Genomic DNA, 12,833 nt, shown 5'->3' on the forward strand with positions numbered 1-12,833 from the left:
CAGCCAGATCAAGCCGGTGAAACGTGCGGGCGGGCGGCGCTACTACCGCCCTGCCGACATGGCACTGATCGGGGGGATCAAGGTCCTGCTGCATGATCAGGGCCTGACCATTCGCGGCGTTCAGAAGATCATCCGCGAAGAGGGCGTGGCCCATGTCTCGTCGCTCTCACCTGCGATCGACGGCGAAGAGCTGGACCAAGCCGGGATTCTCGAACTGACGGCGGCAGAGACCGCGACAGATCCGGCACCTGCCGAGGAAGACACCACCCGCACCGGGACCGGGACCGGGTTCGTCGATATCGAGGCGCTTGCCGCAGCCCCCGAGGAAGAGCCCGCGCCGAGCGAACCGGAACCGGCCCCCATCCCGGCGGTCGAAGACTATCCTGCGCCGGAACCTCAAGCCGACACGGCCCCTGCCCTTGCGGACTTGGCTGTCGAGCCAACAGGGGACCACGCGCCTTCTCCGCTGGCCGAGATTCACGCTCTGTTGCGGGCCTCGGTTCCGCTCAGCGCAGAACAGCGCGGACAACTGGCCCCGCTCGTGGCCCGGCTCGACGCCCTGGCCGCCCGCCTGCGCCGCGGCGCCAGCGCATCCTGATCTATTTTGAAGATGTGCAATTTTCCGGCCAGTTCCGTCTTGCACCCCCGCGCAAAATCGGTAGAACAGCCGAACGTCGGGCTATGGCGCAGCCTGGTAGCGCGTCCGTCTGGGGGACGGAAGGTCGCAGGTTCAAGTCCTGCTAGCCCGACCAACACTGAAACCGCTCTTGCCCTGTCGGGCGGGGCGGTTTCGCGTATCAGGAGGCCGCGATGACCACCGACCAGACCCGCCCCGGCGTTCTGCCCGATGCCGCCATCGAGGCCATGGCCGCTCGCGGCGAGATCCTGCCCGAGCAGCCCTTTGCCGACACCCAGGTGCAGCCCGCCAGCCTCGACCTGAGACTTGGGCATGTCGCCTACCGTGTGCGCGCCTCGTTCTTGGCCGGTGCAGGCCGGACCGTGGCCGAGCGGCTGGAAGAATTCACCATGCACAAGGTGGATCTGAGCCAGGGCGCGGTATTGGAAAAGGGCTGTGTCTACGTGGTGCCGCTGATGGAATCGCTGGTGCTGCCAAAGGGAATCACCGCCGTCGCCAATGCCAAGAGCTCAACCGGACGGCTCGACCTGCTGACGCGCACGATCACCGATAACGGGGTGGAGTTCGACCGAATCGCACCGGGCTATGCCGGGCCGCTATATGCCGAGATCTGCCCGCGCAGCTTCTCGGTGCTGGTGCGTCCGGGGATGCGGCTGAACCAGATCCGGTTCCGCGCGGGCCAGGCCGTGCTGAGCGATGTTGAACTACGCGCGCGCCATGCCGAGGCACCGCTCGTGTCCGGCGAAGCGGTCATCGACGATGGGCTTGGCTTCTCGGTCGATCTGCGCCCGGGTTCGGGCAACCTGGTGGGCTACCGGGCCAAGCCGCATACCGGCGTCATCGACCTCGACCGGATCGGCCAGTATGACCCCGCCGAATACTGGGAAAAGATCGAAACCGACGAGGGCCGCATCATCCTCGACCCGGGGGCCTTCTATATCCTTGTCAGCCGCGAGGCGGTGACGATCCCGCCCGATTGCGCCGCCGAGATGGCCCCCTACCTGGCCATGGTGGGCGAGTTCAGGGTGCATTACGCGGGCTTCTTCGATCCGGGCTTCGGCTACGGGCCGGCGGGCGGGGCGGGCGCGCGGGGCGTGCTGGAAGTGCGCTGCCACGAAGCGCCCTTCGTGTTGGAACACGGGCAGGTCGTCGGGCGGCTGGTCTATGAACGCATGGCCGCAGCCCCACGGGTGCTTTACGGCGCCGACCTTGCATCGAACTACCAGGGCCAGGGGCTGAAACTGTCCAAGCATTTTCGCGCCTGATCACCGTCGAGGCGGTCGTGCCACGGCCGGGCGGCGACCCTCAGCGCAGAAGCGTCGAGTAGTAGAGCAGCCCGTAATTCGCCAAATCGCGCGAGAACCCGTTCCACAGCGCCGCGAATCCAAGCTGGTCGAGCCGCTCGGCGGCCGCGATTTCCGCCAGGCTGCGACGCCCGTCCACGTGGCGCAACAGCCCCACCACCGCGCCAGACACCGGAACCTCTGCCTTTTCGCCTTCCAGCGTCAGCGGCAGAACCCCCTTCTTGGCCACCGCCTGCGCCACCTTGGCGGCATTGCCGCCCTTGAAATGGGGAATGGCGGCCGGAAGCGGCTGCGCCACGCGCCCCTCGGCCTGGCCCTTGGGTGCGGCGTAGAGCACATGGGTCTTGATCGTGCCCCGCAGTTTTTCTGCGATCTCCATCCGGGTCAGCGGGTCGATCCCCACCAGAAGCCCCGGATCGGGCAGAAGCGGCGTCGGGTCGTAGGCATAGGCCTGGGGCGAGCCCGTCACCTCCAGCCCGGCCTCGGCCAGCGTGTCGTGCAACTCGCGAATGGAATAGGGCCGGTCCTGGCTGTGCAGCAGAAGGTCGTAGAACCCTGCATCCCCCTGTTCGTGATCCCCGAGGTTGGGGTTGCGCTTGAACGGATGGCCTTCGGGCAGGCGACCGAAAATCTGCCTGGCCGCTTTCAGCCGTTCTTTCGGGCTGCCCGGCAAAAGCCGGTCGAAAGCCTCTTGCAGCGGGTAGACCCCCGACCGTCCGTAGGGCGCATAGACCATCAGGCCGATCCCGCCGCCCGGTGCTAGGGCGCGCGCCAACGCGTTGAAACCTTCCTGCGGATGCGGCAGGTGGTGCAGCACACCGCAGCAGTCGATGTAGTCGAAGGGGCCGTAGGCTTCGGCATTCAGAAGCGATCCGGTTTCAAACCGGATGCCGGAAAGCCCCCGCACCCTGGCTCGTTCCTCGGCGATCTTGCGGGCCGAGCGCGACAGGTCGAGATAGGTGATCTCGTAGGGCCTGCCCGCGTTGGTCAGAACCTGCGCCATCTGCATCAGCGCGTCGCCCGTGCCCCCACCCGCCACAAGGGCGCGGAAGGGCTTGGTCCAGTCGCGTTTGCCCCCGAACACGAAATGGTCGATCTCGACAGGGTGCGAGGGCGACCCGACGATCAGGCGTTTCTTTTCATCGGCCGGATCCCGTTCAGGATAGGGATAGGCGTCATACTGGTCTTCGATACGGCTCATGCGCCCTGCCCTGCGGTCTCGATGGGGTGAGAGTCAAGCCCTGCGACCTGCTCGGCGTCGAGCTTGTCCCACGGCACCACCCATGTGTGAATGGAAAAGAGCACCGCCCGCGTCCGGGGCAGGCGCAGCAGGCTCTGGCGTTCAGAGCGCAAGTATTCCGCCTTTCCCTTGGGCTTCACCCGCCGCTGCGCTTCCCTCAGGGGATGATGCAACGCGGGGCTGTGATAGAGCAGCGCATTGGCCCGCCACAAGGGCCGATCCTCGTGCATCGCATCGAAGAGCCGCTGCACCCGGGCGGCCATGTTCTCGGTATACTCGCTGACAGGCTCGTGAATGCCGGTCATCGGACGCCCGATCTTTTCCGACAGGGTCCAGCTGGCCGGAAAGCACAGAACGGCGGCGGTCAACACATGTTCGCCCGATCCCTCGGGCTGGTCCATCAGGCACAGGTCCTCCTGCACAAGGCGTGCGGCGGTCACCAGCGGATGATCGGCATCAAGATCCACGCGCACGCCGTCGGGGCGCAGAACCGCACTGCCCTCGCGCGTGTAGCCGGGGCCAAGCCGCGACAGCACAAGCGCCAGCACCTCGCGGGCGGCATCCTCGGACCCCTCGCAGGCGGCAAAGACATCCTGCCGCTGCTCAGCGATCAGCCGGTCACGCAGGGCCATCTGTGCTGCGAAAGCTTCGTCCCGCACCAGCCATTCTTTCATGTCCAGGGGCTGTATCCCTGGCAGGCGTCGGGTGGCGGGGTGCAACCAGGGGGCGAAAGGCAGGCGGTCCTGACAGATGACTTCCAAAAAAACGACCTTTCTGATGCCGCAAAGGGGCGCGCGCGGGCGCGGTCATGATCCCAAGCTTTGCCAAACTTCGGGAGGTTCCAGCGATGAATGAAGCCTATCGCCTGCCCATGCGCAAGATCGACCCCTCGCGCGGCGTCAATCTGGCCGATGGCACGCTGAACGACAATGACCGCGTCGAGATCGGGCCGACCATGCTGGCCTATGCAGAATTCGAGGCCGCGGGGCTGATCCTGCCCAACCTGCCCGTCATGCGGCAATACCGGCTCAATCGCCTTGTCGAGAAGATCAACGAGCGTGGTTATGGCGGGGTCTTGATGTTCGACCCGCTCAACATCCGCTACGCCACCGACTCCACCAACATGCAGCTGTGGAACACGCATAACCCGTTCCGCGCCTGCCTGGTCTGCGCCGATGGCTACATGGTGCTGTGGGACTACAAGAATTCACCCTTCCTGGCCGACCACAACCCGCTGGTGCGCGAAGTGCGGGCGGGGTTCGACCTCTTCTATTTCGACCGGGGCGACAAGGTGGGCGATGCCGCACGCAAGGTCACCGGCGAGGTGGAAGACCTGCTCAAGGCCCATTCCGGCGGCAACAAGCGGCTGGCCGTCGACAAGATCATGCTGCACGGGCTGCGCGCCTTCGAGGCCCGTGGCTTCGAGATCATGGAAGGCGAGGAAGTCACCGAGAAGGCCCGTGCGATCAAGGGCCCCGACGAGATCCTGGCCATGCGCTGCGCCATGCTGGCCTGCGAGGCGAGCGTGGCCGAGATGGAAGCCGCGACCGAACCCGGCATGACCGAGGACGATATCTGGGCGGAACTGCACAAGGCCAATATCCGGCGCGGCGGCGAATGGATCGAAACCCGCCTGCTGTCCACCGGGCCGCGCACCAACCCCTGGTTCCAGGAATGCGGCCCGCGCGTATTGCAAAACAACGAGATCCTGGCCTTCGATACCGACCTCATTGGCTGCTACGGCATCTGTTCGGACATCTCGCGCACCTGGTGGGTCGGCGACGACGACCCGCGTCCCGACATGGTTCACGCCATGCGCGTGGCCTATGACCATATCATGACCAACATGGAAATGCTGAAGCCCGGCGTCCATTTCAGCGAGTTGACGAAGAACACCCATGTGCTGGAGCCGCAGTATCAGAAGCAGAAATACGGCTGCCTGATGCATGGCGTGGGGCTTTGCGATGAATGGCCTCTTATCGCCTATCCCGACATGGCGGTCGAAGGGGCCTTCGACTACGTGCTGGAACCGGGCATGACGCTCTGCGTCGAGGCGCTGGTCAGCCCCGAGGGGGGCGACTTCTCGATCAAGCTGGAAGACCAGGTCCTGATCACCGAGGATGGCTATGAGAACCTGACCCAATACCCCTTCGACGAGCGGCTCCTGGGCTGGTGACAGTTACGGCAAGGCCAGGGAAACCAGAACATCCCCAAACCCTGCCACAAGCGTTCCGCCTATGCTGATCGCGGCAAGCGGGACGGTTTCCTTGCGCACCCAATCGAGATGGGCAGCAAGTGCGGCGCGGTTGTTCTCTGCAAGCCTGTAGGCATGCTCGGCCCGAAACGTGGCGTCCAAGGCAATGCGTCGGTCATCCGGCAAAGTGATAAGCGCGGCCGTCATAGCGGAGGCACAAGCATTGGCTCGCGCCTCGTTACCTTCGCGAATGGCTGACATTTCTTCATCTTTCATCTGCAGAAGCGCCACGGCAGCAGCGCGCAAATCCTCCTGCGTCATGACTGGAGATGCACCGAAGGCTACTAACGCGCGGGACAGTTCCGCTTCAGGCTCTGTGGCCTGCGCATGCGCTCGGACCAGTGGACGCTTGAGGGATCGCTTCGCCGTATCCCTGCTCAGAAACAACAGGAAAAAGCTGAGCCCGACCGACATGACCCCGCCCCACTGGCCGATCTCCGGCATGGACAACGCAATTCCAATGGCAACCCCTGCGATGCAGAGGGCGAGGGAAAGGTAAAAAAGCGCTCTATGCCCAGTCAGCCCGTCTGACAGCTCAGATTCCATTGGCAACGGCCCCTTTATGCCAAAGGAAAAGGCTTCCCAGGATAACACGCTCATCGGCCCGGACGAGGAACCTTCCTTCGAAGGGCCCAACCAGTAACTGGCGGTAAACGAGGGCGTCGTCGGGAGTGGTTTCGATGACCGTAGGCAATTGCCGATAGGCCCCAAGTCGCAACAGGTCTGCCTTGCGCGCGCAATACTGCAAAAGGGCCGTTTCATTTCGAAGGGCAGCATCGAGTCGCGCTTCCGCGCCAGTCACAAGGAACGTGGCGCGCTCCACTGCCAAACGGCACTGATCCCACGCATCCTCAAAGCGGGCAAGATAATAGACTGGATCGGCTATGAACCGGAACTCACCATCCACCACTGTCGAACTTCACTCGATACTATCCGCGCCGTTTCCTGGCCGCTTTCCCAACTGCATTGATATGCGATTCAAGCGCCGACATCGTTTGCTGAAGCTTGTGCCGGCTGATCTCGACGAACCCGTCATCTTCCCCGTTCAGGAAAGCCAGACCCCGTGCGTCAATATCCGCGTAATCCGCTGGCGTAAGTCCGAATTGATCCGACTCCGGCCCGTTTCGTTCTTGCTTAGCCAAGGAGAATTCCAATCACACTAACAACCATGAGACGAGCCTAAGCAGACCGGGGGCGCAATGCTAGGAAAAACTGGTAAACAAAAGGTTTGTTGTCATCCCTGTTGCTCCGAAAGCGACACCCGCGCCTGCACGCCGAAATGGTCCGACCCCACTTGCGGCCGGCGCCAGGCGGTGCCGGGACCGGGGGCCAGGATGTAGTCGATAGGAAGCGGGATGCCGCCGGGATAGATCGTGGGAAAGAGCGGGCCCACCCGCGCGGTCCGCGTGGCGCGTGCAATGCGGCGCACCGCGTGGGACCAGGGCACCATGTTGAAATCACCGCCCACGATCACCGGCCCCTCCATCTGCTCCAGGTAGGGCATCAGGTCCTCGACCTGATCCGCCTGTTCATGCGGCCAGGGCCAGTGCAGGTGGATGCCCGCCACCCAGAACGGCCCCTCCGGCCCATCAACCTGCATCGCCGCGATGCCCCGCCCCTCGGAACAGAGCGTGTTGCCCGTGCCCGGAAAACGTGACAACACCGCCTGCCCCCACCGGCCCGGACAATAGTGCTGGTAAGGGTAGAGATCGCCGAGGCGCGCCAGCAGGGCTTCGTTTCGAGGCGCGACTTCGGACAGGGTCACCACGTCGGCGCCACTGTCGCGCAGCTCGGCTTCCATCTCGTCGCTGACCGGGTTCCAGACCCACAGGTTGCGATGCTGGATCACGATCCCTTCGCCCTCGGGCTGCGGCAGCTTGGTCATGGCGAGCCCGACCAGCGAGGCCAGCGCCACGGCCCCCACGGGCCAGACAAGCCGTCGGGGCCAGCGCAGCGCAAGGGCAAGCAGCGCGCAGATAAGCGCAAGGGGCAGTCGCAGCAATGCCAGGGAATCCCCCGCAGGATGCAGCGCCCCGCCATAGCCTGCGACAAGGCCGAGCGCGGACAGGGCCAGAAACGCGATCCCGACAAGGCGGGAAAGACGCCTCATGGCCGCGTGTCGGGATCGAGGAAGAGCGCACAATCGGTGCGGTGCTGCTCTTCACTGGCATTCATCGCGGCAACAACGTCGCCCAGGTCCGCCATGCGATCCAGGATCGCCTCTTCGCTGGACCCGATCTCGGCCAGCACCCGGTCACTGAACGCGTCGATCGTGGCCTCGCTCACGTAGAATTCAGCCGCGACGGAGACCATGGATTGCGCCCAGGACTGTGCCGCGATGTGCCGATGTTCCAGCCGGGGCAATTCGGTCAGCACCAGTTCCCAGATGTTTTCCAGCGCGAAGGCTTCGCCAAGACAATGGGCCATGTAGGCATCGACATCGCCAAGCTGCCCGGTCTCTTGCGCAGGCAGGGGGACGGCCCATGTTGCAAAGCCTGCGCAAAGCGCCAGCGCCCACCCCAGTCTGTGCCCGCATCCTGCCACCTGGTCCAACCCCGCCATCTTCGAAAAACCCGCCGTTGCCAATAGCCTAGCGGCTTTTCGGGCCCGGTCCAGAGAATTGGCACCGCTCGCGCGGGGCACACGGGCCAACACGTACGCGTGAGGCGGGTTGCCTGCCCCGATCCGCCCCCCAGACTCGGGGTGTTGCACGTCACGAGGATCAGCCCATGCCAACCGAACTTTTCACCTTCCCCGGTCATGCTGGCCATGCCCTTGCCGCGCGGCTCGACCGGCCCGAGGGACCGCACCTGGCGACCGCACTGCTGGCGCATTGCTTTACCTGCGGCAAGGATATCGCTGCGGCCCGTCGCATCGCCGGGCGGCTTGCCGGCATGGGGATCGCGGTCCTGCGCTTCGACTTCACGGGGCTTGGCCATTCCGGCGGAGAGTTCGAAAACACCTCCTTCACCTCGAACGTCGACGATTTGCAGGCAGCTGCCGAGGCGCTGGAGGGGCGCGGCATGGCCCCGGACCTGCTGATCGGGCATTCGCTTGGCGGCGCGGCGGTGCTGAAGGCCGCCACCCGGCTGCCCCGGGTCAAGGCCGTGGTCACCATCGGGGCCCCATTCGACCCCGGCCACGTCACCCATAATTTCGGCGATGCGCTGGAACGGATCGATGCCGATGGCCAGGCCGAGGTGACGCTCGCCGGGCGGGCCATCAAGATCGGCAAGGGGTTTGTCGATGACGTGCGGGCCGAGACTCTCGGGCCTGCAATCGCGGCGATGAAAAAGGCGCTTCTGGTTCTTCATGCCCCCCGTGACAGCGTGGTCGGGATCGAGAATGCAACCCGCATCTTCCTGGCCGCCAAGCATCCCAAGAGCTTCGTCACCCTCGACGAGGCCGATCACCTGATCAGCCGCGCCGAGGATGTGGAATACGCCGCCGAGGTCATCGCGGCCTGGGCCGGGAAATATCTCGACCTGCGTCCCCCTGCCCCGCCGATCGGCGCGCCCGAAGGTATCACCCGCGTCAGCGAGGCCGACCCCGAGGGCTTTCGCCAGGACGTGCAGGCCGGGCCGTTTCACCACACCGTCGCCGATGAACCCACGGCCTATGGCGGCACGAACCGGGGTTTCACCCCGTATCAGTTCCTGGCCGCGGGGCTTGGCGCCTGCACCTCGATGACGATCCGCATGTATGCCCGCCGCAAAGGATGGCCGCTGGCCCATGTGTCGGTGGATGTCACCCATGACAAGGTGCACGCGCAGGACGCCGGCGGATCGACAAGCCGGATCGACCATTTCCTGCGCCGGATCACGCTGGAGGGCGCGCTGGACGCCGATCAGCGCGCGCGGCTGATGGAGATTGCCGACAAATGCCCCGTCCATCGCACGCTGGAACACGGCGCCACGGTCAGAACCGAGCTGGTTTCCGCCTCTGCTTGATCCAAGTCAATGCATTTGCAACGAGATTGCGGCCATCTGCGCTTGAACAGGCATGCAGGAGGCCGCGACATGGGTATTTTCAAATCTCTCAGCGACAGCGCCGCGCTGGTCGATGACATGGCCGACCGACTGGATGTCGATCTTGCCCGTCTTGACGGGCTCGACCCGGAGCTGTCGGCAACCAAGTATCGCCGCGCCGTCCTGTCTTGTTCCGCCTGCGGCAAACAGGGTGACTGCCGGCACCTGCTGGATGAAAATGCCAAGCTGGACGATGCGCCCGCCTATTGCCGCAACCGCGATATCATGCACCGCTGAGAGTCACTCGACACCAAGCGGCAGCATCGTGGTGGACTTGATTTCCTCCATACTGAGCAGTGCCGTCACGTTGTGGATGCGCACCTCGGAAATCAGCGACTGGTAGAACCGGTCATAGGCGCGGGCATTGGCCACGCGCACCTTCAGGATATAGTCGATATCGCCTGCCAGGCGGTGCGCCTCCAGCACTTCGGGGCGGCTTTGCAGCGTGTCGAGGAAGCGGCGCTGCCAATCGGCCTCGTGCTCGCTGGTGCGGATCAAGACGAAGAAACAGGCCTCCAGCCCCAGGGCCTCGGCATCCAGCAGAACCGTCTGCCGCCCGATGATCCCCGCCTCGCGCATCTTGCGGATTCGGGTCCAGACCGGGGTCTTTGACGAGCCCACCACGCGGGCGATTTCATCGAGCGACTGGCTGGCATCTTCCTGCAGCGCAGCAAGGATTTTCCGGTCGAGAGCGTCGATCTGGACGGACATTTCACGCATATCCTTCATATGGGACGAGTGTTCTTCTTGGACCCACATAACGAACATGTGTCCTTATTCGCAAGCCCATATGGCAAATTGATGGGAAATTATTCTATATCTTGGTCCAGAAACGAACAAACGCGGGCCCTGTCATGAAGCATTTCCCGATCTTCCTTGCGGTCGAAAACCGGCGCATCCTGCTGTCGGGCGGCGGCGATGCGGCCTTGGCCAAGCTGCGCCTGCTGCTCAAGACCGAGGCCCGCATCGAGGTTTTCGCCGAAACGCCCGCCCCGGAAATCACCGCCTGGGCCGCAGATGGCAGGCTGAGCCTGCGCCTGCGCTCGCTCGCCCCGTGCGACCTGCCCGGCGCGGTTCTGGTCTATGCCGCCGACGAAGACGCCGCCACCGATGCCCGCATCAAGCGGCTGGCCGAAGCGGCGGGCGTGCTGGTCAACGTGGTCGACAACCTCGAAGACAGCGCCTTCATCACCCCTGCGATCGTGGACCGCGACCCGGTCACGGTGGCAATCGGCACCGAAGGGGCCGCCCCCGTCCTGGCCCGCGCGATAAAGCGCGACCTGGAAGACAGGCTGCCCGTCACGCTCGGCACGCTGGCCTGCATCGGCAAGGCGTTCCGCGGCGCGGTCGAGGCCCTGCCCTTCGGCCGCAAACGGCGCGATTTCTGGGCCGACTACTACTTCGACACCGGCCCAAAGGCGCTGGCCGATGGCGGCGAGGATGCTGTTCACAATGGCCTGCGCACCCTGCTGGCCGACCACCTGACCGCCAAGCCGCGCGAAGGCCACGTGGCCCTTGTCGGCGCTGGCCCTGGCGACCCGGAGCTTCTGACTCTCAAGGCACGCAAGGCGCTGGACGAGGCCGACGTGATCATTCACGACCGTCTGGTTGCGCCGGAAATCCTGGAGCTCGCGCGCCGAGAAGCAACGCTTCTGGACGTGGGCAAACAGGGTTTCGGCCGCCACACCCCGCAAGACGAGATCGCCCGCCTGATGGTGGAGCACGCCGCGAAAGGCTTGCAGGTGCTGCGGCTCAAGTCCGGCGATCCGGTCATCTACGGTCGGCTCGACGAGGAAATCGAGGCGCTGGAGGCCGCCGGGATCGGCTGGTCCATCGTGCCCGGCATCACCTCGGCATCTGCCGCCGCCGCCGGGATCGGCCAAAGCCTCACCCGCCGGGGTCGCAATTCGGCCCTGCGGGTGCTGACGGGCCACGATACCGAAGGGTTCGCCGAACAGGATTGGGCGGCGCTCGCCCGCCCCGGCACGGTGGCCGCCATCTACATGGCCAAGAAGGGCGCACGCTTCCTGCAAGGCCGTCTGCTGATGCACGGCGCCCCCGCCGCGACGCCCGTCACCATCGTGGAAAACGCCTCGCGCGCCGAGGCCCGCACGCTGGCCAGCACATTAGCCACGCTGGCCAGCGATCTCGACAGTGCCGATCTGAGCGGCCCCGCCATTCTTCTCTATGGTCTCGCGCCCCGCGCGGCCGAGGCCCGACTGCCAGAGCTTCAGGAGCTTGCCCATGCCCCGTGACTTCACCCCCAAGGTCGTGACCGCCAATCACCTTCTGGAAGGCGACGTGGTCGACCTCACCGCAGATGACCGCTGGACCCGCTACCACGAGGAAGCGGAGCTGATCACGGACGAGGCCCATGCCGCGATCCGTCTGCTCGATGCCGAACGGCAGGCCGCAACCGTCGTCGGTGCCTATCTGGCCGATGCCAAGGAGGGCCCCAAGGGCCCCGAACCCACCCATTTCCGCGAGGTCTTCCGCACCCGTGGACCGTCCAACTACGCCCATGGCAAGCAGGTGGAGCTTTAAGATGTACCGCTACTCCGAATTCGACCGCGATTTCCTCGCCGAGCGCAACCGCCAGTTCCGCGCGCAGGTGGAACGCCGCAGCGACGGAAGCCTCACCGAGGACGAGTTCAAGCCGCTGCGCCTGATGAACGGGCTCTACCTGCAACTGCATGCCTACATGCTGCGGGTCGCCATTCCCTATGGCACGCTGAACAGCACGCAGATGCGGCAGCTGGCCTATCTCGCCGAGACCTGGGACAAGGGCTATGGCCATTTCACCACCCGCCAGAACATCCAGTATAACTGGCCGCGCCTGAACGACGTGCCCGACATGCTGGACGCACTGGCCGAGGTTGGGCTGCACGCGATCCAGACCTCTGGCAACACGATCCGCAACGTGACAGCCGACCATTTCGCAGGGGCCGCCGCCGACGAGGTGGCCGACCCCCGCCCGGTGGCGGAACTGCTGCGGCAATGGTCCACCGACCACCCGGAATTCCAGTTCATGCCGCGCAAGTTCAAGATCGCAATCACCGGCGCCCCCAATGACCGCGCGGTGACGGCAGCCCATGACATCGGCTTGCGGATCGTGCGGAAGGACGGCCAGATCGGCTATCAGGTGCTCGTGGGCGGCGGGCTTGGCCGCACGCCGATGATCGGCAAGGTGCTGGCCGAGTTCATCCCGGCCGAAGACCTCCTGCCCTATCTGGAGGCCACCGTTGCCGTCTGGAACGTGATCGGGCGGCGTGACAACAAGTACAAGGCGCGCATCAAGATCCTGGTTCACGAATTCGGGCTGGAGAACCTGAAGGGCGAGGTCGAGACGGAATTCGCCTTGCGCAAGCCG

The 12,833-nt window shown here is 64.8% G+C and carries 15 protein-coding genes and 1 tRNA gene; 9 read left to right on the forward strand and 7 right to left on the reverse strand.

What is annotated here, in order from left to right; translation table 11 throughout:
* The 3 genes from ACEQXV_RS02680 to ACEQXV_RS02690 form a co-directional block, all read left to right on the forward strand.
* Nucleotides 1-598 (forward strand): MerR family transcriptional regulator (locus ACEQXV_RS02680; protein WP_370267764.1); only part of this gene is annotated, 598 nt, incomplete at its 5' end.
* A 77-nt stretch (nucleotides 599-675) separates the two neighbouring features.
* A tRNA-Pro gene (locus ACEQXV_RS02685) sits at nucleotides 676-752 on the forward strand.
* 58 nt (nucleotides 753-810) lie between these two features.
* Nucleotides 811-1,902, forward strand: a complete 1,092-nt coding sequence (locus ACEQXV_RS02690) for a 2'-deoxycytidine 5'-triphosphate deaminase (protein WP_370267766.1) — start codon at nucleotides 811-813, stop codon at nucleotides 1,900-1,902.
* Nucleotides 1,903-1,942: 40 nt separating this feature from the next.
* On the opposite strand, the gene ACEQXV_RS02695 is transcribed toward ACEQXV_RS02690, so the two are convergent.
* A complete protein-coding gene (locus ACEQXV_RS02695) occupies nucleotides 1,943-3,142 on the reverse strand; it encodes a class I SAM-dependent methyltransferase (RefSeq protein WP_370253565.1) in 1,200 nt (399 codons plus the stop codon).
* The gene (locus ACEQXV_RS02700; protein WP_370267768.1) at nucleotides 3,139-3,942 is read right to left on the reverse strand and encodes a DUF3445 domain-containing protein; all 804 of its coding nucleotides are present in this window, start codon (nucleotides 3,940-3,942) and stop codon (nucleotides 3,139-3,141) included. Before ACEQXV_RS02700 ends, ACEQXV_RS02695 begins: the two co-directional genes overlap by 4 nt.
* Nucleotides 3,943-4,028: 86 nt before the next feature.
* On the opposite strand from ACEQXV_RS02700, the gene dddP reads away from it, so the two are divergent.
* Nucleotides 4,029-5,357, forward strand: a complete 1,329-nt coding sequence (gene dddP, locus ACEQXV_RS02705) for a dimethylsulfonioproprionate lyase DddP (RefSeq protein ID WP_370267770.1) — start codon at nucleotides 4,029-4,031, stop codon at nucleotides 5,355-5,357.
* 3 nt (nucleotides 5,358-5,360) lie between these two features.
* On the opposite strand, the gene ACEQXV_RS02710 is transcribed toward dddP, so the two are convergent.
* From ACEQXV_RS02710 to ACEQXV_RS02725, 4 genes are all read right to left on the reverse strand, one after another.
* Entirely contained in the window at nucleotides 5,361-5,981 is a 621-nt protein-coding gene (locus ACEQXV_RS02710) for a hypothetical protein (protein ID WP_370251421.1), read from the reverse strand.
* Nucleotides 5,971-6,342 carry a hypothetical protein gene (locus ACEQXV_RS02715; RefSeq protein WP_370267771.1) on the reverse strand — a complete coding sequence of 124 codons (372 nt, stop codon included), beginning with the start codon at nucleotides 6,340-6,342 and terminating at the stop codon, nucleotides 5,971-5,973. Before ACEQXV_RS02715 ends, ACEQXV_RS02710 begins: the two co-directional genes overlap by 11 nt.
* Before the next feature lie 327 nt (nucleotides 6,343-6,669).
* Nucleotides 6,670-7,545, reverse strand: coding sequence for an endonuclease/exonuclease/phosphatase family protein (locus ACEQXV_RS02720; RefSeq protein ID WP_370267772.1), 876 nt, complete (start codon nucleotides 7,543-7,545; stop codon nucleotides 6,670-6,672).
* Nucleotides 7,542-7,997 (reverse strand): hypothetical protein, encoded by a 456-nt coding sequence (locus ACEQXV_RS02725; protein WP_370267773.1) that lies wholly within the window; start codon nucleotides 7,995-7,997, stop codon nucleotides 7,542-7,544. The genes ACEQXV_RS02720 and ACEQXV_RS02725 overlap by 4 nt, the downstream gene beginning before the upstream one ends.
* Nucleotides 7,998-8,164: 167 nt before the next feature.
* Between ACEQXV_RS02725 and ACEQXV_RS02730 the strand changes: the two genes are divergently transcribed.
* Together ACEQXV_RS02730 and ACEQXV_RS02735 are read left to right on the forward strand one after the other, a co-directional pair.
* Nucleotides 8,165-9,385, forward strand: a complete 1,221-nt coding sequence (locus ACEQXV_RS02730; RefSeq protein ID WP_370267775.1) for an alpha/beta fold hydrolase — start codon at nucleotides 8,165-8,167, stop codon at nucleotides 9,383-9,385.
* Between the two features lie 69 nt (nucleotides 9,386-9,454).
* Complete coding sequence (locus ACEQXV_RS02735) at nucleotides 9,455-9,700, forward strand: DUF6455 family protein (RefSeq protein ID WP_370251677.1); 246 nt, start codon at nucleotides 9,455-9,457, stop codon at nucleotides 9,698-9,700.
* Between the two features lie 3 nt (nucleotides 9,701-9,703).
* On the opposite strand, the gene ACEQXV_RS02740 is transcribed toward ACEQXV_RS02735, so the two are convergent.
* Nucleotides 9,704-10,174: an Lrp/AsnC family transcriptional regulator gene (locus ACEQXV_RS02740; protein WP_370267776.1), complete on the reverse strand. Its 471-nt coding sequence runs from the start codon at nucleotides 10,172-10,174 to the stop codon at nucleotides 9,704-9,706.
* Between the two features lie 143 nt (nucleotides 10,175-10,317).
* Here ACEQXV_RS02740 and cysG point away from each other — a divergent pair, with 143 nt between their 5' ends.
* From cysG to ACEQXV_RS02755, 3 genes are all read left to right on the forward strand, one after another.
* The gene (gene cysG, locus ACEQXV_RS02745; protein ID WP_370267777.1) at nucleotides 10,318-11,718 is read left to right on the forward strand and encodes a siroheme synthase CysG; all 1,401 of its coding nucleotides are present in this window, start codon (nucleotides 10,318-10,320) and stop codon (nucleotides 11,716-11,718) included.
* Nucleotides 11,708-12,007, forward strand: coding sequence for a DUF2849 domain-containing protein (locus ACEQXV_RS02750; protein WP_370267779.1), 300 nt, complete (start codon nucleotides 11,708-11,710; stop codon nucleotides 12,005-12,007). Before cysG ends, ACEQXV_RS02750 begins: the two co-directional genes overlap by 11 nt.
* 1 nt (nucleotide 12,008) lies before the next feature.
* On the forward strand, nucleotides 12,009-12,833 hold an 825-nt coding region (locus ACEQXV_RS02755; protein ID WP_370267780.1), incomplete at its 3' end, for a nitrite/sulfite reductase.

Origin of the sequence: Nioella sp., from assembly GCF_964229645.1 — a bacterium.
Classification (GTDB): domain Bacteria; phylum Pseudomonadota; class Alphaproteobacteria; order Rhodobacterales; family Rhodobacteraceae; genus Nioella.